This is a genomic window from Pseudonocardia humida, assembly GCF_023898865.1.
GTDB lineage: Bacteria > Actinomycetota > Actinomycetes > Mycobacteriales > Pseudonocardiaceae > Pseudonocardia > Pseudonocardia humida.
In genome coordinates, this window is sequence record NZ_JAGSOV010000039.1 from 68,126 (window position 1) to 88,971 (window position 20,846).

Sequence of the window (20,846 nt, forward strand, 5' to 3'; positions counted from 1 at the left end):
AGCGAGGACGCACGATGGGTCTCACCACCACCACGCACCTGAACTTCCGCGGCACCGCCCGGGAAGCCCTGGAGTACTACGGCGAGGTGTTCGACGGCGAGGTCGCCGTCACCACCTACGGCCAGGTCGGGATGCCCGCGGAGCTCCCCGACGCCGGCAAGGTCGTCTTCGGCGGCGTCCAGGCCGGCAACGGCTTCCGCGTCATGGCCTACGACGTCCCCGGGCAGCAGGCGGGCGCGGCCACCGACCCGACCGGCTCCACGCGCCGGGAGAACGGCGTGACGATCACCGACCGGCCGTTCTTCGTCTCGGTGCGCGGCGCCACCCTCGACGAGACCACGCGGTACTGGGACCGCCTCGCCGAGGGCGCCTCGATCATCGAGCCGCTGGGCGCGTCGGCGTGGTCCGCCGGGTTCGGGATGCTCACCGACCGCTTCGGGGTCACCTGGGTCCTCGACGTCGAGGCCCCCCGCGCCACCTGATCCGGCCCTTCCCGCGGCGCCGGCCCGGTGCTCCCGTCCGAGGACAGGAGCACCGGGCCGCCCCTTCAGCCGCGCACGGCGACGGTGAGCAGCACGGCGGAGTCCTCCAGCGCGTCGAGGGCGTGCCGGGCATCGGGCACGATGAGGAGGTCGCCGGGGGAACCCTCCCAGCCGACGTCACCGGCCCGCAGGCGGACGCGGCCGTGCAGCACGTGCACGGTGGCCTCGCCCGGACTCCCGTGCTCCTCCAACCCGCGCCCGGCGATCAACGCGATCAGAGTCTGCCGCAGCACGTGTTCGTGCCCGCCGAACACCGTCTGGGCACTGCGCCCGCTCGAAGCCCGGCGCGCCAGTTCCAACTGCTGGCGGGCCAGAGCGGTCAGCGACGACTTCTCTGCCATGGGGATCACCTTCCGGCCCGGTCCGGGGCACAGGGTTGGCGGGGAGACGCTGCCAGGGGCCAGGGCAGCGATGGACGTGCTGGTCTGCGATCCGAGGATGTCCCCGGTCTACTGCGTCACGGTAGGCGAGGGGTGCACCGCGGCGGGCGGGGTCCGGGTGCGTCCGCCCAGCGGTCCAGGCTTCGGTGTCGTGGCGGAGTCGACGGTGGGTGACGCTGGTTCTCAAACGGGACCCCCTTGCCGGCACGGTCCACGCCGCCGGCGCGTCCAGTGCTCAGACAGTGCGCCGGCGAGCCCGCTGTCCCCACGGCCGCAGGTCACGTCATGAGGGGGCCGTTGGTCCCGGGCCCTCGTGCAGTTCGGCCCGGCGTGCCGGATCCCGCCCAGCCCGGTGTCGAGGTCGAGCAGCAGGTCGTCGTCGGCTCACCCATCGCGGTGCCGGTCGGTCGTCCGGCCGGGCCGAGGGGTGCGACACTGAGGATCTCCCAGCGCGCCTGGACCTGCCCGGACCCCGCTGCCTCGCCGCTCACCTCGAGACCAAAGGCGGCGAAGCTGTGCCCGGCATCGATGAGACCTCGGTACGTCCGGCGACGATCAGCCTCGGCGAGCTGACCGCACTCACCCGACGCATCGCCACCGAGGTGCGAGCGGGGCTGCACCGGGTGCCCATCGACCCCGACCGCCGCTGGTACCGGCAGTTGCGCGACGACGGCGTGGTCGACGTCTGGCTGATCGGCTGGGCCACCGGGCAGTCCACGGAGCTGCACGACCACGGTGGCTCGCTGGGTGCCCTGACCGTCGTGTCGGGGATGCTCGCCGAGCACCGCTGGGCGCCGCACCGCGGTGGCATCCGGGCCCGGAGTCTGCGGACGGGGAGCAGCCAGGGCTTCCGGCTCGGGCACGTGCACGACGTCGTCAACCACGGGGTGGTGTCGGCGGTCAGCGTGCACGCCTACTCCCCGCCGCTGACTGTCATGTCGTACTACGCCCTCGACCCGGGCGCCGCCGCCCTGCGCAGGCTCCGGACGGTCCCGGACGGGTTGCCGGGATGACAGCGGGGTGCCCGCACCGATCGGCGCGCGCACCTTCCCGGTCCGCCGGTCAGCGGACCCAGTGGTTCCGCTGCGCGGGGTTGCATGTGTCGCGCGTCAGACTTCTTGGCAGGCCCGTTTCTTGCGGGTCTGACCACGGAGGAACCTGATCACCACGGCGAGACCGCCGGCGAGGCCGGCCGAGGAGAAGACCAGGATCGTGCTGTCGATCCTGGCTGACCGCTGGCCGGTCCGGCCCGTCGACGCGCGAGCAGCAACTCGAGGCCGAGGTGGCGGATCTGACCCAGGCCCTGGGTGAGGCCGCGGTGGAGCTGCGGGTGTGGAAGAAGTCCGCGTTCAGGCGGGCATGCCGACCACGAGGTTCTGCTCGCTGATCGGCGCGCCCGAACGCGCCTGGCGCCGTCATCAAGCTCGCGCTCGAGTCGGCGCCTCGGTGAAGGGACCGTGGCCCCGACCGGTTCGCGCCCGAGCGCGGGAGCCGGCGCGCCGGCACGCTTTGGCGCATCCGGCGTGGGGCCATCGCAAGGTCTGGGCGATGTGTCGCCACGACGGCCTGGTCGTGTCCCTGGCCAGCGTGCTGCGCCTGCTGCGTGACGAGGGCCTGCTGTTGGAGGCCGCCTATCAGCGTGAACGCCGACAACTCGCGGCCCGGCGCACGGCCGCGTTCGCGGTCGACCCGACCGGGGCGAACCAGGTGTGGCAGTTGGACTTCACCGAGTTCGAGACCACCGCCGGTGGGACCTGGCGGCTGGCCGGCTGCGGTGACTACTGGAGCAAGTACGAGCTGGGCTGGCACGTCTCACCGACGGCCAACCAGCACGACGCCATCGCTGCGATCCAGGTCGCCCTGGTCGAGGCGCAGCGGCCGGCCGGCGCACCGCTGGTCGACCTCGCTCAACGCGACGCCGACGGCGCGGTGCAGCCGGTGGTGACGATCGTGACCGACAACGGCGGGTTCGGCACACCACACCGGACTGGTCGACCCGCTGGTCCCCGACTTCCCGAGCCCGAAATCCCGCCAACTGCTCGACGCGGGACAGCGCCGCCCTGGTGCCCACGCATTGGACGAACCGCTGATCGCCCGCCGGTGTGCTTGATCGACCTGCCGATCTCGGCGACCGCTCGATCCAGGTCGAGTCGCACTCCCTGGGTGGCGACCTGCAGCAGGCCCGTGCCACGACCCGGGAGTCGGCTGCGGCGGTGGCCGGAGCGCTGGACGATCCGACGGCGTTCGTCCAGACCGCGCCGAGCGTGCTGAGCAGTCGCAGCGCGTGCGACCTGATCGAGCAGGTGTTGGGGGCCGTCGCCGGAGGAGTTCATCATCCACTGGCCCGACGCCGACACCTGTACCGGCGCGCCGTCGGGGGTGACGGTCAACGAAGGGCCGACCGTGGACATCGAGACCAGGACAGGACCTGATCACCCGGGTCGTCGCCAACGTCATCGCCCAGTCCCTGACCTGAGCTCCGCGTCGTCTGCCCCGGTATGCCGGAGGCCCTTCGAACATGAGTATCCCAGCGACAGTGAGCGCAGCAGGATCCACGAGTGCGACGGCGGCCGCGGCGCACAGCCCTCGAGGCACGCGACTGCACGGCCCGAGGGTCCACGGGCACCCTGCTCGGGCCGGATCCGCTTCGTAGGCGACGACCTACGTTCGGTCACCCAGCAGCTAATCAGTGGTATGAGTACTTGACACTCATCCTTCTCGGTTTCTACTCTCCCACCTCAATCAGTACCGATCAGATGCTGTCAGACCCACAACCTCCTGCATGTTCTCCGCCGCCCGAGACTCTGCCTGCAGTGGTCCGTGGCGGCGGTTGGTGCCACGCGCGCCAACATCCGAGCAGATCATACTACTCAATGAAGAGGATTTGATGGCTTTCGAGGAGCCCGTCGTCGCCCGCAACACGGCTCGGGAGTCTGCGAACGCGATCCACACCGAGCAGGCCCGCGAGTACGGGTTCCGCGGCGGGATCGTGCCCGGGGTGACCCTGTTCGGCTACGCCATGCGCGCTGTCACCGACGAGTGGGGCGAGGGTTGGCTCGGCGCCGGTGAGCTGGCCATGCGCTTCCGCCGCCCGGTGTACGACGGTGAGGTGCTGCGGGTCGGTCCTACGACTACGCCGAACGGCGGTCCGATCGAGCTGGCCGTGGTGAACGCGGCGGGCGAGCGCTGCGCCGTGGGCAGTGCGCGGCGCGACACCGCTGGCGCGCCGGACCTGGCCGACTATCCGGCCGGAGTCGTGCCCGACGAGTTGCTGCCCGCCGAGCCGGACGTGCTCGGCAGCCTGGGACCGCTGGCGGAGTACCGGATCGACACCTCCGAGCAGGCCGTTCGCGAGTACCAGGAGTCCGTCGGTCAACCCGGTGCGTACCCGGGCCGGGTGCCGCCGTCCCTGATCAGCACGGTGTCCGCGCGCATCCTCACGCTGCAGTACCGGTTCCCCGGCCCGCGCATCCACGTCCGACTGCACACCCGCTTGTTCGGCCTGCGCCCGATCGGCACCCCGCTGGTGGCCCGCGGGCGCCTGGTCGGGGTCCGTGAGCACAAGGGCAGCCACTACAGCCGGCTCGACCTGCTCGTGGTGGACGACGCCGAACGGCCGGTCATGCACATCGACACCGAGTCGATCTTCAGTCTCGGTCGTCCCGCGCGGACCTCGCCGTGACCGAGCCCGGGGCGCTCGCCGGTTTGACGGTGGTCGACCTGTCCGAGCGCATCGGCGGGCAGTTCGCCACCCGGCTGATGGCCGACTACGGAGCGGACGTCGTACTGGTGGAACCCCCGGCGGGCTCGGCGTTGCGGGCAGCGGGCGGGTCGCTGTTCCGGCACCTCAACGCGGGCAAGCGGTCCCGTGCGCTCGACCCCGACGAGGACGCGGGGTGGGCGGCACTGGTCCCGCTGTGCGCCGGGGCCGATGTCACCGTGCTGGGGGACCCCGCGCTCGCCGCGCGCCTCGCCGCCGCCTGCCCTGCCACACTCGTCGCTCTGGTGACCGACTTCGGGACCACCGGCCCCTACCGGGGCTGGCTCGGCGGCGAGCTCGTCCACCAGGCGCTGTCGGGCAGCATGTACATGAACGGGCTGGCCCACCGCGAGCCGCTGTACGGCGTCGGCGAGCGCGCCTCCTACTCGGCGGGGTTGTGGCTCTACGTCGGCGTCCTCGCCGCGCTGCACCGCCGCGAGGTGGACGGCACGCTGCCCGGCCCCGTCGAGGTCACGGTCCATGAGGCCGCGGCGGCGATGGAGCAGAACTTCTCCACCCAGTGGGCGTACAACGGCACCTTCCCCTGGCGCGGGGAGCGGGTGCGGACCAAGAGCCGGGCGCGCTGCCGGGGCGGCTGGATCAGCTACTTCGTCCAGCGCGGCCAGTGGCCGCTCTACTGCGCGCTGCTGGGCGCCCCCGATCTGGCCGACGACCCGCGTTTCCACGAATGGCCCGAGCTGGTGCGCAACTGGCGCGAGGCCGCCGAACTGCTGGCCGAACGGGCACCCTCGGTCGACCTGGAGCAGGTGCTGCGGGTGGCGGCAGAGCACCGGTTGGTCCTCGCGCCGATGCTCGGGCCCCGTGCCCTACGCCACGACGAGCACCTGGTGGCCCGGGAGTTCTGGCGCGGGGAGCCGACCCCGGACGGCCCGCGCCTCGCGCTCGGACCGGTGTTCCGGATGTCGGCCACGCCGGCCGACCGCGATCGTCCGGCGCCGGCGCTGGGCGAACTCGACGGCGACCCCGGGTGGCCGGAGCGCATGGAAGCGCCTGCCGTCGGGTCGACCGGACTGCCGCTGACCGGCATCGCGGTGCTGGACTTCACCAGTGCCTGGGCCGGGCCGATGGCCACCCGCATCCTCGCCTCGCTCGGCGCCGACATCATCAAGATCGAGGGACCGGCCCGGCCCGACGGCTGGCGGGGGGAGTGGCGGGAGCGCCCGAGCGCGACCGGCTACTACCCCGACCTCGACCCGGGCAAGCGGCCCTACGACCGCGACTGCTGGTTCAACTCGCAGAACCACGACAAGCGCTCGGTCGTGCTCGACCTGCGCCGCCCGGAGGCCGTCGAGCTCGTCCGCGCGCTGCTGCCGCGGATGGATGCGGTGATCGCGAACTTCAGCCCGGGCGTACTGGACCGCCTCGGACTCGGGTGGGAGCGGGCCTCGGGGCTGAACCCGCGGCTGGTGATGGTCGAGATGCCGGCGGCCGGCAACACCGGTCCGCGGTCCCGCCAGCGCGGGTTGGGGCCGACGATGGAGGCCATGGCCGGCATCGCCGGCCTCATCGGCTACCCGGACGAGGGCCCGGTCGGCAGCGGCACAGCCTACCTCGACCCGATCGGCGCGTTGCACGGCGCCGCCGCCCTGCTCACCGCGCTGCTGCACCGCACCCGGCACGGCCGTGCCGATCAGGGTGGCCAGTACGTGGAGGTGGCCCAGCAGGAGGCCGCGATGCACTGGATCGGCGAGATCGTGCTGGAGGCCATCGAGACCGGCGCCGACCCCGTCCTGCAGGGCAACGCCCGCCCCGACGCCTGCCCGCACGGGGCGTTCCGCACCGCGGGCGACGACGAGTGGATCGCGGTCGCGGCCGCCTCCGACGACCAATGGCGGGCGCTGTGCGCGGAGCTCGGCCTCGACGACCTCGGCGCGGATCCGGAGCTCGACGCGGTCGCCGGCCGGGTCGCCGCGCGGGACCGGATCGAGGCGGAGCTGGCCGAGGCCGTGCGCGACGCGGACAAGCACGCACTGGCCGAGCGGCTGCAGCGCGCCGGGGTACCGGCCGCGCCCGTGCAGAACGGCCGCGACCTGCACGCCGATCCGCACCTGCGGGAGCGGGACTGGTTCGCCCGGCTGCACCACCCCGAGGCCGGCACGCACGACTACCCGGGCCTGCCCATCCGCTTCGCCGGGCGGCGGCCGCGGCCGGCGCACCCGTCGCCGACCTTCGGCCAGCACACGGCCGAGGTGCTCTCCGAGTACCTGGGTCTGGACGACGACGACCTGGCCCGGCTGGCCGCCGACCGGGTGACCGCGACCGAACCGGGGCGCCGATGACCGAGACCCTGCTGGACGTCCGCAACCTGAGCCTGTACCTGGACACCCCCGACGGCGACGTGCAGATCCTCGACGACGTCAGCTTCACCGTCGAGCGCTCCACGACCGTCGGGATGATCGGGGAGAGCGGCAGCGGCAAGTCGATGACCGCGCTGGCCGTGCTGGGCCTGCTGCCGCCGCGGGCCCGGGTCACCGGCGAGATCCGGTTCCGCGGCACCGACCTGCTGGCGATGTCGCGAGCCGAGCTGGCCCGGCTGCGCGGCACCGGGATCAGCATGATCTTCCAGGAGCCGATGACCGCGCTGGACCCGGTGTTCACCATCGGCCAGCAGATCAGCCAGGTGCTGCGCAGCCACCGCAGGGTCACCCGGCGCGAGGCGCGCGAGAAGACGATCGAGATGCTGGACGCGGTCGGCATCCCGGACCCGGCCCGGCGCTCCGGCGAGTACCCCCACCAGCTCTCCGGCGGCATGCGGCAGCGGGCGATGATCGCCATGGCGCTGATCGGCGAGCCCGAGCTGCTGATCGCCGACGAGCCGACCACGGCCGTCGACATCACCATCCAGGCCCAGCTGCTCGACCTGCTGGAGACGCTCGGTCGCGAGCGCGGCACATCGATCATGCTCATCTCGCACGACATCGGGGTGGTCGCCGAGCTGTGCCGGCGCGTCGTCGTGCTCTACGCCGGGCAGGTCGTGGAGGCGACGACCACCGACGCGCTGCTGGAGCGGCCGGGGCACCCCTACACGTCCGGGCTGATGTGGGCGGTACCCCGGCTGGGCACCCGCCGCCAGCGGCTGCACGCCATCCGCGGCCGGGTGCCCCAACCCGACCAGCTGCCGACGGGGTGCCGGTTCCGGCCGCGCTGCGACTTCGCGGTGCCCGAGTGCGCCGAGCCGATCGCGCTCGCACCGGTCGGGGACGGGGGGCCGGAGCACGACGTCCGGTGCCGGCGGGCCGACGAGCTCGACCTGCCCGGCCTGGTCCACGACGGAGCGGAGGCGACCGTGGAGAACGCGCCCGTGGTGCAGGGGAGCGGCTCGTGACCACCGTGAGCACCGCGCAGGCCGGCACCGCGCCGAAGCCGGCGCCGCCCTTGCTCGAGGTCGACGACCTCGTCGTGCACTTCGAGGGCAGGCGCCGCCAACAGCCCATCCGGGCGGTCGACGGGGTGTCGCTCGGCATCGGCCGCGGCGAGACCCTCGGCTTGATCGGCGAGTCCGGCTCGGGCAAGTCGACCATCGGCCGGGCAGTGCTCGGCCTGCTGCGTCCGAAGGCGGGCGCGGTCCGCTTCGAGGGCGAGGACCCGTGGACCCAGCCCGGCCGGCGCCGCCGCGAGCTCCGCCGCCGGATGCAGGTCGTCTTCCAGGACCCGCACGAGGCGCTCGATCCGCGGATGACCGTCGAGCAGAGCGTGGCCGAGCCGCTGCTGATGACCGGCGTGCGGCGACCGGAGCGGCTGCGTCGGGCGGCCGACCTGCTGGAGCGGGTCGGGCTCGGCGACGCGCACCGGTACCGCCGCCCGCACGAGCTGTCCGGCGGTCAGAAGCAGCGGGTCAACATCGCACGCGCGCTGGCCAGCGACCCCGACCTGATCGTCTGCGACGAGAGCGTCTCCGCGCTCGACGTGTCCATCCAGGCCGAGATCCTCAACCTGCTGGTCGACCTGCAGGACGAGCGCGGGCTGTCCTACCTGTTCATCTCCCACGACATCAGCGTCGTCGCGCACCTGTCGCACCGGGTGACCGTGCTCTACCTGGGCATGGTCATGGAGTCCGGGGCGGTCGGCGCGGTCGTGGACCGGCCGGCGCACCCCTACACCCGGGCCCTGCTGGCCGCCCAGCCCCGGGCGCTGCCCAGCTACCTGCGCACCGAGCGACGCGAGGTGCTGCGCGGCGACATCCCCAGCCCGGCCGCACCGCCCTCCGGGTGCCGCTTCCGCACCCGCTGCCCCTTCGCCCGCGACCGCTGCGCGCAGGAGATCCCCGCCGTCCGGGAGCTGGAACCCGGGCGGACCGTCGCCTGCCACTTCGCCGAGCAGCTGTGAGCCACTCCCACCCCCGCACCCCTTCGAACGGCAGGACACCGATGTCCCACCCCCCACTCCGCAGGCTCGTCATGGCGCTGGCCTGCCTGCTCCTCCTCGCCGGCCTCGCCGCCTGCGGCACCCGCGACGGCGCCAGTGCTGATCCCGCCGCCGCGGCCGGACCGCCGGTCGCCGGCGGGATCCTGCGCGCGGTCACCGAGGGCGACCCACGGCTCGACCCGCACCTGGGCACCCTGGGCACCGACCACTACGTGCTCTACCCGCTCTACGACCGGCTGGTCGAGTTCAACCCCGAGGACCTCACGGCGGTGCCCGGACTGGCCTCGAAGTGGGAGTACACGACCCCGAGCACCCTGGTGCTCACCCTCAACCAGGGCGTGACCTTCCACGACGGGACCCCGTTCGACGCCGAGGCGGTCAAGTTCAACATCGAGCGGGCCAAGAACGAGGAGAAGTCCTCGGTCAAGGCCGACCTCAAGAGCATCGACTCGGTGGAGGTCGTGGACGCCTCGACGGTGCAGCTCAACCTGAACCGGCCCGACACCGCGCTGCCGCTGGTGTTCAGCGACCGCGCCGGGATGATGGTCTCGCCGACCGCGGTGCAGAACGGGACCAACCTCGACGACAACCCGGTGGGCACCGGGCCGTTCCAGTTCGTCAGCCGGGTGCCCGGCGAGTCGCTGGAGTACGAGCGCTACCCGGCCTACTGGCGGCCGGGCCCGCACCTCGACGGCATCAAGATCACTCTGCTGGACGACAGCCGCACCGCCACCAACGCGCTGGTGTCCGGCCAGCAGGACTTCATCATGCAGCTCGACGTGGCCGACAAGGCCCGCGTCGACAGCTCGGACGCCGCACGCGTCGTCGTCGGGCCGTCGCTCGCGGTGGCCCGCTGCACGTTCCGGTTCGAGAAGGGCCCGTTCTCCGACGTCCGCATCCGGGAGGCGGTCAACTACGGCATCGACCGCGACGCCATCAACAAGGTCAACACCCAGGGCCTGGGGGAGCCGGCCAACGCCGCCGTGCCGTCCTCGCACTGGGCCTACCCGGGTGCCGCGGCTCAGGTCTACACCCACGACGTGGCCAAGGCCAAGCAGTTGGTCACCGAAGCCGGCTACCCGAACGGGCTGACCATCCAGACGGTCGTGGTCACCTCGCAGGACGACCGCAGCATGGTCGAGGCGATGCAGGCCCAGCTGGCCGAGGCCGGCATCACCCTGAACGTGACGGTGCTCGACGCGGCCGAGGCGCAGCCGGCGTTCCGCGAGCGCGGGGAGTTCGACATGTTCTGCATCGGCTGGAGCGGGCGCCCCGACCCGTACCAGACCTACGCAGCGCTCTACCCGTCCGCCTCGCCCTACGTCGTCGACTTCGCCGAGCCCGCCGAGCTGCAGGCCGATCTGGCCGAGACGGTCGCCGTGTCCGACCTCGACCAGCGCAAGGCGGCCTTCGCGAAGCTGCAGGACCTGGTGACCAGGCAGAACGCCCTGGACTTCCACGTGATCTTCCGGCCGACCGTGCAGGCGATGTCGAACAAGGTGGGCGGATACGAGCAGAACATCTACGGCAAGCCGATCATCAACAACGTCTGGCTCGCGAAGTAGCCGGGGGCGCTCATGGTCACCGCACTGCGCCGCAAGGTCGTCTCGGTCCTGCTGACCCTGCTGTTCGCCTCGGCCATGGTCTTCCTGATCACCTACCTCGTGCCGGGAGACCCGGCCGTGGTGGTGGCCGGTGAGCAGGCCACGCCCGAGCAGATCGCCCTGGTGCGCAGCGAGCTCGGGCTCGACGACCCGATCGTCGAGCAGTACGGCCGGTTCATGTGGGGCGTGCTGCACGGCGACCTGGGCACGTCGTTGTTCACCCGGGAACCGGTGGTCGACATCGTGGCCCGCACGCTGCCGCGGACGATGGAACTGGTGGTGGCGGGGCTGGTGGTGGCGATCGCGGCCGGCATCCCGCTGGGGATCGCCGCGGCGATGCGCGCCCGCACCGCCACCGACGGGGTGATCCGGGCCGTCTCCACCGCCGGGCTGGCCATCCCGAACTTCTGGTTCGGGCTGATCCTGGTGTCGATCTTCGCGCTGGAGTGGGCGGTGCTGCCGGCCACCGGCTTCGTCAGTGTGTTCGACGACCCGGTGGAAGGGCTGGCCCACCAGGTGCTGCCGGCACTGGCCATCGGGCTGACCGCGATGGCCGCCATCGCCCGGCAGACCCGCAGCGCGATGATCGAGGTGCTGTCCGCCGACTTCGTGCGCACGCAGCGGGCGATGGGCGTGCCCGGGCGGGCGATCGTCTGGCAGCACGCGCTGAAGAACGCCTCCATCCCGGTCGTGACGATCATCGGGCTGGACATCAGCCGGCTGATCGGCGGCGCGGTGGTCGTGGAGACCGTGTTCGGCATCTCCGGGCTGGGCGGGGCACTGGTCAGCGCGACGACGCAGCGCGACTTCCCCGTCGTGCAGGGCGTGATCCTGGTGGTGGTGTTCCTGGTGGTGATCGTCAACCTGCTGATCGACGTCCTCTACACCTGGCTCGACCCCCGCATCCAGGGGGTCTGATGGGAGCGAGCGCGATGCTCAAGGGACCGGTGCGGCGCCGCCGCAGGGCGGGTCGGGCGGGTGGTCGAGTGGCGCTGGGTTTCCTCGTGGTGCTGGGGGTGGCGACGCTGCTGGCTGGGCCGCTGGCCCCCTACGGCTACAACGACCAGGACTACGACGCCATCCTGCAGGGCATGTCCGGGGCGCACTGGTTCGGCACCGACGACCTGGGCCGCGACGTGTTCAGCCGACTGCTCTACGGAGCCCAGGTGTCGCTGGGCTCGGCCGTCGTGGCGGTGGTGGTCGCGGTCGGGATCGGGGTGCCGGTCGGGTTGGTGTCCGGCTTCGTCGGGCGCCGGGTGGACGCCGTGGTCATGCGGGTGCTGGACACCCTGCTGGCCTTCCCGACCATCCTGCTCGCGATCACGATCACCGCGGTGCTCGGCACCGGCCTGCTCACCGCCATGGTCGCCGTCGGGATCGCGTTGATGCCCTCGTTCGCCCGGATGATGCGGGCCCAGGTGCTGGTCGTGCGCGACCGGCTCTACGTCGACGCCGCCCGCACGTTCGGGCTGCCCGGGTGGTGGCTGGTGGCCCGCCACGTGGTGCCGAACTCCATCCAGCCGGTCATCGTGCTGACCGCGCACATGCTCGGGGCGGCGCTGCTGGTCGAGGCGTCGCTGAGCTTCCTGGGCCTGGGCACCCCGCCGCCGCAACCCAGCTGGGGCGGGATGCTGCGGGAGGCCTCGCGCTTCCTGGACGGGCTGGCGCCGCAGATCATCGTGCCCGGCCTGGCCATCGCGCTCACCCTGCTGGCCATCAACGTCGTCGGCGACTGGTTGCGCGACCTGCTCGACCCGCGCGTGACCTCCCGTTCGCGCCGTCGAGCCGTGCCCGAGGCGACGACCGAGGCCGCCGCCGTGTGACCGTCAGGGACGGCGGGTCCAGCCGCGGTCCAGGAAGAACCGCATGACGTCGAGGTGGCGGGCCATCTCGTGGCGGGCGCGCATCGGGTCGCGCGCGGCGACCGCGGCGACCAGCCGCTCGTGCGTCGCCCGGGCGTCCTCGCCTTCGGCGTGCGTGGGGTGGGAGTCCAACCGCGTGGTCTGGAGCCTGGTGAGGACCGCGACGAACAGCTGCAGCGGGAGGTTTCCCGACAGCTCGCCGAGGAGCCGGTGCAGTTCGGGTTGGACGGTGTAGACCCGGTCGCCCGGGACGCCGTACTCGGCACGCATCCCCGCGGCGAGCCTGGCTGAGTTGCGCTCGTCGAGGCGCGCGGCCGCGAGCTCGACGGTGGCGAGCTCGACCGCGGCCCTGGCCTGCAACAACTGCTCGGGCTCGATGCGCAGGAAGTCGAGGTAGGCCACGACCGTACCGACGACCCGGCTCGGGTCGGGTTCGCGCACGACCAGGCCCCCGCCGACTCCGCGGCGCATCGCCGCGATCCCGTAGTACTCCAGCACCCGCACCGCTTCGCGGAAGGTGCCACGGCTGATCTCCAGCGACGCGATCAGCGACGCCTCCGACCCGACCACGGTCCCCGGCGGACTGGCCGCCGCGCGGATTCGCTCATTGATCATCCGGGCGGCGCGCTCCGGGACCTTGAGCTCGTCGTCGGTGGTGACCGTGACCGGGCCGCCGTCGGTGCCCTCGGCGCTCTCGTCGACGGCATCGAGCACTCGCAGCTCCACCTCGTCGAGGTCGCCGTCCAGCACCGCCGCCACCAGCGCGTCGGTGTGCGGCAGCCGACGCCCGCCCACCGGGTGCGGTGTGACCTGCAGCAGCGCCGAGATGAAGATCGCCAGCGCTGGGTTGCCGCTGAGCCGGGCGATCGCGTGGTGCGGCCCGTCGGCCCCCTGGGCCCGGACCAGCTCCGCTCGTGCGCCGTCCGGGTCGACGCGGGCGCGTTCGACGGCGAGCCGGGCCGCCAGCACCTGCAGCGGACGCCGCGCCGTGAGCACCGCTTCGTGCGGGACCGCGCTGAACTCGAAGAACGTCGCCATGGACTCCACGACCGCGGCCGCGGCCGGGGCGTGCACCAGCAGACCGCCGTTCGGGCCGCGTCGCATCCGGGCGATCTGCTTGTGCTCGAGCAGGCGCGCCGCCTCGCGGAACGTGGCGCGGCTGACCCCGAAGCGGTTGGTCAGCTCGGACTCCGAGCCGAGGGTGTGCCCGGCCGGCCAGCCCAGGCCGATGATCTCCTTCTCCAACCGGTCGGCGATCACCGTGGCCAGTCGATCCACGTCAGCCTCTCGTCCGATGGGCGCTCCCACCGTACCGTCCCCGACCCGGAGGCTGATGCGTTCCGCGGGGGAACCGAGGCCTGGTTCGCTCGTGAAGCAGGCCGTCGAGTCGATCGCGGCGCCGGACGCAGCTCGTGCGCTGTCCTACGTTCCAGATCCACTGCGTGCAGCCGATGGGTGACGAGGTCGCCGGAGCCGATATCCAGATCTGGCGAACGTCGCCGACCTTGATCCGCCGCAGATCACTCCCTACCGGGCGGCGTGGGTCACGCGCTGCTACGCCGACCTCGACCTGGAACGCGGCTACTGGTGGGGCCGCATGCAGATCCCGGTGCGGCACCTGCCCCTGGACGGTCGGTCACCGGCCCAGCCAGACCGCCCTTGCCGTCGTCCACCGGATCGCAGCCGCCCTCGTCGCGCTAGGTGGCCCCGTCGGCCGTTCCGTCCACGCCGTCCGTGACCAGCGTCCGCCCGTCCTGGCTGAAGGCCACCGCGTTCGGGTGGCCGGTGAGGACGCGGCCGGAGCCGCGCGGCGGGCTCAGGCCGGCAACCACTCGTGGGCGGCGGCGGTGAGTGCCCGCACCCCGGTCGTGAGCGTGGGTTCGATGACCGGGGCGTAGAGCGGGGAGTGGTTGGACGGCTGCTGGGCGACCCGGGCGACGATCTCGGCCTGCGAGGCCGCTCCGGCGAACGCGGCGGGGTCGGCGCCGCCGAGCAGCCAGTACACGCACGGTGCCCCGGCGGCCGTGGCCAGCAGGCCGACGTCCTCGCTGCCGGTGACCAGGCCCGGGTCGAAGACCCGCTCGGTGCCGACGACGCTCGCCAGCGCCGGGCGGGTGCGGTCGACCGCGCGCGGATCGTTGACCACGGCGGGGAAGCCGTAGGGCGTGGTGATGTCGGGAGGCTGCTGCGCGCCCGAGGCGGCGGCCTCGGCGTTGGCGATCCGGGTGATCGCGTCGAGGGTGCGGCGGCGGACCTCGGGCTCGAAGCTGCGCACGCTGACCAGCAGCTCGGCGTCGTCGGGGATGATGTTCTCCTTGGTCCCGGCCCGCAGGGCACCCACGGTGACGATGGCGGTGTCGGTGCCGGCGATCTCCCGCGATGTGATCGTCTGCAGGCGCATGACCGTTGCGGCGGCCATCACGACGGGGTCGACCGTCGTCTCGGGTCGGGACCCGTGGCCTCCGCGGCCGTGCAGCACGACGCGCACGGCGTCCGCTGCGGCGAAGGCCGGGCCGGAGCGGATCGCCAGGCACCCCGCGGGCAGGGGTGCGACGTGCTGGCCGAGCACCACCGCCGGTGCCGGGAACCGGTCGAACAGGCCGTCGTCGATCATCGCCTGGGCGCCCTGCCCGATCTCCTCGGCCGGCTGGAACACCGCCAGCACGGTCCCCCTCCAGGCCGCCCGGTCCGTGGCGAGGTCCTGGAGGGCGCCGAGCAGGCAGGTCACATGCATGTCGTGCCCGCAGGAGTGGGCCACCGGGACGTCGTTGCCGTCCGGGTCGGTGCCGCGGGCGGTACTGGCGTAGGGCAGGCCGGTGCCCTCGAGCATCGGCAAGCCGTCCATGTCCGCGCGCAGCAGGGCGGTCGGACCGTCGCCGTTGCGCAGGACACCGACCACCCCTGTTCCGCCCACCCCTTCGGTGACCTCGGCGCCGAGGGCGCGCAACCGGTCGGCCACGACGGCGGCGGTGCGGGCCTCGGCGAACGAGAGTTCGGGATGGGCGTGCAGCTCGCGGTAGAGCTCGGCGAGCGCTTCCGGTGCCTTCGCGATCACGGGACGAGAGTAGAGGGGCTGCGACCGGTCACGGTTCGACCGAACGGGCTGCTGCGGTGGCTCGCGGGCTCGAAGATCCAAGATCGAAGCCACGCTTGTCCCACCTGAAGCAGCCGCTCCTGCTCGCCAAGAACCGCAACTGTCTGCAGATCCGTTTCGGCATCGCTGCTGCTGGACATGCCGAGGACCTGCGGCAGGGCGATGCTGGCCGCCGAGCCGGCGGCCCAACGCGTCCTCAACTCCGTATCCACCAACCGGCCAACGGCCGCCGACGACCTCACTGTGCTCGGCGCGGCCCGGGCAGCGTTCGTCGATGCGGTCGCGCGGCTGCACGCGGCCGGTAGCGAAGTCAAGATCAACACCGGAGCGGCGGTGCGTGCCGCGCTGAGCGACCTCGCTGCGGCCGCCGATGATGCGCCAGTGCGCGCCGGGCTCAGGCAGCTGCAGTCCCTGATTGCACCCGCCGAGAACGCGATGCCCGTCGCCGCGCTGACCGCCGCTCGACACCGCGCTGCCGACCTGGCTGCTTCCCCGATGTGGACCGCCGGCGAGCGGGCCGCCGCGGTCACACTCGGAACGCTCAACAAAGGTCCCCTGCAGGCTTGAAGCCCTGGATGCCGATGACGCGCAGGAGGTCGAGCTTCTCGTGCGCATCGGTGCCGGGGGTCGGGAAGAAGGTGACCACCATGAGGTCCTCGGCGGGGGTCAGCAGCACCTCGCAGGTCAGGTGCAGCTCGCCGACGTCCGGGTGCAGCAGCCTCTTGCGGTCGAACCGGCGCACGGAGACGTGGTGCTGTTCCCACAGGTCGCGGAACTCGGCACTGTGCTCATGCAGGCCCCGCACGAACGTCGCTACGTCCTTGTCGCGCCCACGGCGTGCGTGCGTCGCGCGCAGGTGGCCCACGTGATCCGTCGAGTGCCGCGGCCAGTCCTCCTTCGGCACCCGGGCGCGCGTGGCCGGGTTGGTGAACCACTGCCACACGAGGTTGCGGGAGCGGGGGTCGACCTGGGGGTCCTGGGTGCCCAGGACGGCGTCGGCGAGCGCGTTCTGCCACAGCACGTCGTACAGGTCGGTGCAGATCGAGGCGGGGACGTCGGTGAGCCGGTCGAGCAGGCTGATCAGCCCTGGGCGGATGTGCCGAGACGCGAGCCTCGCCGGTGGCTCCAGCCCCGCCAGGTGGTAGAGGTGGTCTCGCTCGTCGAGGTCGCAGCGCAACACGCGGGCCAGGGAGGCCACGATCGGCTCGGAGGGGTTGGCGCCGCGGCTCTGCTCGAGCCGGGCGTAATAGTCGGTCGACATGCCGGCCAGGTGCGCCACCTCGTCCCGCCGAAGGCCAGGGGTGCGACGGCGGACGCCGTCGGGCAGCCCGACGTCGGCCGGACGCAGCATCTCCCGGCGGCGGCGGAGGAAGTCGGCGAGCCCAGGACGGTCGAGCATGTCCCCAGTGTCGGCCGCGCCGAGCCGCGTATCCAGGACCAGGTCGGTCCTGGAACGTGGCCGGCGGCGTCAGCCCGAGTACTCCCGGCTGGGCCGTGCCGTACCGGACGCCCGGAGGATCTGTGCCGTGTACGGGTTGAGCTCGATGGGCTCGTCCTCGCCGACGATCACGGTCCCCCCGACGTGGACCAGGTGGCGCCCGAAGGCGTACTGCGGCTCGAGGACGAAGGACATCCCGGGCTGGAGCACCAGGTCGGTCATGATGGCCGGGTGCGCGTTCACGGCCGGGTAGGCCTGCGCACCGACAAGCTTGCCGATGTCCCCACGGCCGCGGCCGACCACGAGGCCCGGGTTCAGCGAGTGCAGCGCGATCAGGAACATCGAACCGTCGGCCGCGTCGAGCGGCGCGTGGACCGCCTCCACGACCTCACCCCACGTGCGGCCCGGACGCAACGCTTCCAGGCCGGCGTCGTAGGCCGCGCGGGCGACGTCGCCGGCCCGGTGGAAGTCGTCGTGCACGTCGCCGACGGCGATCGTGACCTGGTTCTGTGCCTCGCGTCCGCCGAACTGTGAGAAGACCTCGGCATAGACGACCTCGCCGTCGCGCAGGACCCGGGGTGCCTGCGGGCGGTAGCCCCAGGCCGGCCAGCCGACGGCGACGGGGTCCGGGCCCGACCAGAAGTGCATCGCCGGCGGCACCGTGCCTCGCCGGTAGCCCTCGGCCATGCCCGCCGCGAACACTTCGCTCTCCGCAACGCCGGGTGCGGCGGTCTCGACCATGGCCCGCACCATGGCGTCGCCGACGCTCGCCGCGTGGCGCACGACGTCGATCTCCTCCGGACTCAGCCGGCTGACAAGCAGAGCCAACGCCATGTCGACCGACGTGAACTTCACCTCGGGGGCCTGCGCCAGGACGCTGTTCCAGAGCCGGAACCCGATGATGCCCTCCGGGTGCCACGGCATGTGCGGCCCCAGGCCGACGACACCGATGGTGGCATCGGTGAGCTCCAGCTCGTCGAGCGTCCGGACGATCGCGCCCGAGTCACGAGAGGCGCGAAGGTTCTCCGGTGGGATCCACACCGACTCGCCTCGGCGCGAGGACTCCAGGTGGTCCAAGACGTACTGCCCGGAGGGCAGGAGCGCGACCGGGTCGCCGGTCCTGGGGAACACGACCGTCATGCCGGGCCTGCCGTTGGTGAACCACCTGTCGTAGGCACCCGACGCCGGGCCGGCGTCCTCGTGCTCACCGAAGACGAGCAGCGCGTCCAGGCCCTCACGGTCCATGAGCTCGCGCGCCTGGCCCCATCGGCGATCGCGCTCGGTTGTCGAGTACGTCGGTACCGCCGGATCGGTCACGAGATTCCGCACGTCGTTCTCCTCGGGCTTCGCTGCCGCGTCAGCGGGTGGCGGACACACCGGTCAGGGCCAGGCTGTCGGTCCAGAGCTGCTCCGCGCGGGCGGCGTCGTACGACTCCTCGGACGAGGGCTTCTCCCGGCGCAGGTCGAAGTACTTGCCGGTGGTGGCGGCCAGCTCCGGCGCGGTGACGACCCAGGCGAGCGCCCGGCCGGACTCCTGGGCAGTGTTGATGTTGTCCGTGACGGTCCGGCGCAGCAGCCAGGTGATCCGCGGGAGGATGTGCTGCGCCACGAACCGCACCGGGGCGGGGAGCGAGCGCCCGAGGGCGGTCCCCAGCATCATCCCGGGGTCGAACGCGTTGGCGGTGACGCCCGCGGGCAGGCGGCGGGCCAGCGCATGGGTGAAGTAGACGTTCGCGAGCTTGGACGTGCTGTAGCGGGCCTGGCCCCGCATCAGGGCGTTGGCCCTCGCAGCCGCAGGCCCGAGCTCGCCCCGGGCGAGGGCCCGCGGGTCGTTCCAGGCCGGGGGCGGCCCCATCCTGAGCGCGGGGTCGTGGGTGCCGCTGGACACCACGACCACCCGCGACGGCGCCTCCAGCACCGGCAGCAGCCCGTTGACGAGGGCGAAGTGGCCCAGGTGGTTGACACCGAACGTGGCCTCGAACCCGTCGGCGGTCGTGGCGAGGGCCGTCCCCATCTGCACGCCCGCGTTGCACACCACGGCGTGCAGCGGGGGCAGCGCACCCGTGGCCAGCCGCTCGGTCACCTCGGCGGCGAAGGACCGGACCGAGGCGAGGGACGCCAGGTCCAGCATCATCGCCTCCACCGTGTGGCCGACGACGGCTCCGGCGGCCAGCGCGTCGACGGCGGTCTGCGCGCGGCCCGCGTGGCGGGACGCGATCACGACGTGCCACGGCCCCTCGTTCGAGCCGAGGAGGGCCTGCGCGGACCCGTAGCCGAGGCCGCTGTTGCCCCCGGTGATGACGACGGTCCGGCTGTTGCCCCTGGTGTCTTTCGACATTTCAGCTCCTGCTGCCTCATCTGTACTTCTCGCATCGGCGAGCTCACCGGACCAGCGTCGACCGCCCGGTCACGGGTAACCAGGACCACCTCAACCAGGACCGACCTGTACGCGTCTAGGCGGGCTCTGAATCGCCCCGCATGCCTGGAGACTCGATCTTGTGAGGAGATGGAGCTGCGTGAGCGCGCGGTGCGGATGGTCGTCGAGGTCACCGGGAACTACGACTCGCAGTGGGCCGCGATCGGCGCGGTCGCCCAGAAGCTGGGGGTCGGGTCGGCGGAGACGGTGCGCAAGTGGGTCCGCCAGGCCGAGACCGATGCCGGCCAGCGACCCGGTGTGACCAGCGAGGACTCGGCCGAGATCAAGCGGCTCAAGCGGGAGAACGCCGAGCTGCGCCGCGCGAACGAGATCCTCAAGGCGGCGTCGGCTTCTTCGCGTCAGTGCCACGATGATCGTGTCCGGCGGGGTTCGCTCCCCTTCTTCGCTGCCCCGGCCGTGGCTGGTGGCCTCTCGGCGATGTGCGGCCCCGCCGGGCACCTGCGTCGTCTGGCGGCGTGGCTTGATGGGAGCGTGCGCTCGGCCCTACTGAGGCGTGCTCGCAGCCAGACGATCCAGGCCCGTGACCGTCTCGCAGCGTGGAGCTCCCCTTGATCATGATCGGCGCTGACTCACACAAGCGCACTCACACCGTCGCCGCCCCCGCCGCCGGACACCTCGCGCTGCTCGCGTGGGCAGCCCGATGGGAGCAGGTCAACTTCGCCCTCGAGGACTGCCGCTGAGCAGCCGACAGGCGCCGATGCTGCCAGTCTCGGGATCGGCACGGCGGCGTTGTTGCGGCAGGTCGAAGGTCGGGCCGGCGCCGGGCGCCGTCCGACGAGCGGCGTCATAGCCCTTCCGTACATGGGCGCGCCGCCGCCGCCGTACGGAGCGCGATCGGGCGGACGGGGCGGATCGGGCGCGGGTGCGGTTCCCGCTGGCCACGTGCCCGGCGTCGGTCGCGTCCCGGGCGGGCGACGATCCGGCTGCTGCGCCGTTCGTGGGTTAGGGCCTCCGAACAATTCCCGGGCGGCACCGCTGCGCTCTCGCGGTTCACCGGATCGGCCTATTTAGGGTAGGCTAAGTGAAGCTTACGGTGGGGGAGTCCAGAGGCCGTGGAATCGGGGGAGCTCTCAGTCGTGAATCCGTTCGACGATGACTCGGGTGAGTTCCTGGGATTGCGCAACTCCGAGGGGCAGTATTCGCTGTGGCCGGCTTTCGCAGCTGTTCCCGACGGGTGGACGGTGGTAGTCGGGCCGGCGTCTCGAGCTGCGGTGCTAGCGTTCATCGAGGAGTCCTGGGTGGACATGCGGCCGCGGAGTCTGGCAGCGGTGCTCGACGCCGGAAATGGCGTCGACGCCTGACCGACGGTTCGTGCGTTCGGCCTCGAAGGGTCGACGGAAACA

18 protein-coding genes and 1 pseudogene are annotated in these 20,846 nt (G+C 72.3%); 13 read left to right on the top strand and 6 right to left on the bottom strand.

What is annotated here, in order from left to right; all coding sequences use genetic code 11:
• Nucleotides 1–14: 14 nt before the first annotated feature.
• Nucleotides 15–482, top strand: coding sequence for a VOC family protein (locus tag KDL28_RS18500; RefSeq protein WP_252440317.1), 468 nt, complete (start codon nt 15–17; stop codon nt 480–482).
• A gap of 65 nt (nt 483–547) precedes the next feature.
• Here the strand turns inward: KDL28_RS18500 and KDL28_RS18505 are convergent, their stop codons facing one another.
• Nucleotides 548–883 carry a cupin domain-containing protein gene (locus KDL28_RS18505; RefSeq protein WP_252440318.1) on the bottom strand — a complete coding sequence of 112 codons (336 nt, stop codon included), beginning with the start codon at nt 881–883 and terminating at the stop codon, nt 548–550.
• A 554-nt stretch (nt 884–1,437) separates the two neighbouring features.
• Between KDL28_RS18505 and KDL28_RS18510 the strand changes: the two genes are divergently transcribed.
• The 9 genes from KDL28_RS18510 (at nt 1,438) to KDL28_RS18550 (ending at nt 12,495) form a co-directional block, all read left to right on the top strand.
• Nucleotides 1,438–1,935 carry a cysteine dioxygenase gene (locus KDL28_RS18510; protein ID WP_252440319.1) on the top strand — a complete coding sequence of 166 codons (498 nt, stop codon included), beginning with the start codon at nt 1,438–1,440 and terminating at the stop codon, nt 1,933–1,935.
• Between the two features lie 319 nt (nt 1,936–2,254).
• On the top strand, nt 2,255–3,193 hold the full coding sequence (locus tag KDL28_RS18515) for an IS3 family transposase (protein ID WP_252440321.1): 939 nt from the start codon (nt 2,255–2,257) through the stop codon (nt 3,191–3,193).
• 616 nt (nt 3,194–3,809) lie between these two features.
• Complete coding sequence (locus KDL28_RS18520) at nt 3,810–4,604, top strand: MaoC family dehydratase (protein ID WP_252440323.1); 795 nt, start codon at nt 3,810–3,812, stop codon at nt 4,602–4,604.
• Nucleotides 4,601–6,982 carry a CaiB/BaiF CoA-transferase family protein gene (locus KDL28_RS18525; protein WP_252440325.1) on the top strand — a complete coding sequence of 794 codons (2,382 nt, stop codon included), beginning with the start codon at nt 4,601–4,603 and terminating at the stop codon, nt 6,980–6,982. Before KDL28_RS18520 ends, KDL28_RS18525 begins: the two co-directional genes overlap by 4 nt.
• Nucleotides 6,979–8,028, top strand: a complete 1,050-nt coding sequence (locus KDL28_RS18530; RefSeq protein ID WP_252440327.1) for an ABC transporter ATP-binding protein — start codon at nt 6,979–6,981, stop codon at nt 8,026–8,028. The genes KDL28_RS18525 and KDL28_RS18530 overlap by 4 nt, the downstream gene beginning before the upstream one ends.
• Nucleotides 8,025–9,029 (top strand): ABC transporter ATP-binding protein, encoded by a 1,005-nt coding sequence (locus KDL28_RS18535; RefSeq protein ID WP_252440329.1) that lies wholly within the window; start codon nt 8,025–8,027, stop codon nt 9,027–9,029. Before KDL28_RS18530 ends, KDL28_RS18535 begins: the two co-directional genes overlap by 4 nt.
• Nucleotides 9,030–9,070: 41 nt before the next feature.
• Nucleotides 9,071–10,633: an ABC transporter substrate-binding protein gene (locus KDL28_RS18540; RefSeq protein WP_252440331.1), complete on the top strand. Its 1,563-nt coding sequence runs from the start codon at nt 9,071–9,073 to the stop codon at nt 10,631–10,633.
• A 12-nt stretch (nt 10,634–10,645) separates the two neighbouring features.
• The gene (locus tag KDL28_RS18545; RefSeq protein WP_252440333.1) at nt 10,646–11,590 is read left to right on the top strand and encodes an ABC transporter permease; all 945 of its coding nucleotides are present in this window, start codon (nt 10,646–10,648) and stop codon (nt 11,588–11,590) included.
• Nucleotides 11,590–12,495 carry an ABC transporter permease gene (locus KDL28_RS18550; protein ID WP_252440335.1) on the top strand — a complete coding sequence of 302 codons (906 nt, stop codon included), beginning with the start codon at nt 11,590–11,592 and terminating at the stop codon, nt 12,493–12,495. Before KDL28_RS18545 ends, KDL28_RS18550 begins: the two co-directional genes overlap by 1 nt.
• 3 nt (nt 12,496–12,498) lie before the next feature.
• On the opposite strand, the gene KDL28_RS18555 is transcribed toward KDL28_RS18550, so the two are convergent.
• Together KDL28_RS18555 and KDL28_RS18560 are read right to left on the bottom strand one after the other, a co-directional pair.
• Nucleotides 12,499–13,812: a FadR/GntR family transcriptional regulator gene (locus KDL28_RS18555; protein ID WP_252440337.1), complete on the bottom strand. Its 1,314-nt coding sequence runs from the start codon at nt 13,810–13,812 to the stop codon at nt 12,499–12,501.
• A 538-nt stretch (nt 13,813–14,350) separates the two neighbouring features.
• Nucleotides 14,351–15,589 carry an amidohydrolase gene (locus KDL28_RS18560; protein WP_252440338.1) on the bottom strand — a complete coding sequence of 413 codons (1,239 nt, stop codon included), beginning with the start codon at nt 15,587–15,589 and terminating at the stop codon, nt 14,351–14,353.
• A gap of 201 nt (nt 15,590–15,790) precedes the next feature.
• Between KDL28_RS18560 and KDL28_RS18565 the strand changes: the two genes are divergently transcribed.
• The gene (locus KDL28_RS18565; protein ID WP_252440340.1) at nt 15,791–16,195 is read left to right on the top strand and encodes a hypothetical protein; all 405 of its coding nucleotides are present in this window, start codon (nt 15,791–15,793) and stop codon (nt 16,193–16,195) included.
• On the opposite strand, the gene KDL28_RS18570 is transcribed toward KDL28_RS18565, so the two are convergent.
• The 3 genes from KDL28_RS18570 to KDL28_RS18580 form a co-directional block, all read right to left on the bottom strand.
• Nucleotides 16,170–17,027 (bottom strand): helix-turn-helix transcriptional regulator, encoded by an 858-nt coding sequence (locus tag KDL28_RS18570; RefSeq protein ID WP_252440342.1) that lies wholly within the window; start codon nt 17,025–17,027, stop codon nt 16,170–16,172. The genes KDL28_RS18565 and KDL28_RS18570 overlap by 26 nt on opposite strands.
• Nucleotides 17,028–17,096: 69 nt before the next feature.
• Entirely contained in the window at nt 17,097–18,395 is a 1,299-nt protein-coding gene (locus KDL28_RS41565; protein WP_252440344.1) for a M24 family metallopeptidase, read from the bottom strand.
• 28 nt (nt 18,396–18,423) lie between these two features.
• On the bottom strand, nt 18,424–19,404 hold the full coding sequence (locus tag KDL28_RS18580) for an SDR family NAD(P)-dependent oxidoreductase (RefSeq protein WP_252440346.1): 981 nt from the start codon (nt 19,402–19,404) through the stop codon (nt 18,424–18,426).
• Nucleotides 19,405–19,572: 168 nt separating this feature from the next.
• Between KDL28_RS18580 and KDL28_RS18585 the strand changes: the two are divergent.
• Nucleotides 19,573–19,830 (top strand): annotated as a pseudogene (locus KDL28_RS18585) (transposase); the annotation flags it as partial.
• 749 nt (nt 19,831–20,579) lie between these two features.
• A complete protein-coding gene (locus KDL28_RS18590; RefSeq protein WP_252440348.1) occupies nt 20,580–20,804 on the top strand; it encodes an MbtH family protein in 225 nt (74 codons plus the stop codon).
• Nucleotides 20,805–20,846 lie beyond the last annotated feature (42 nt).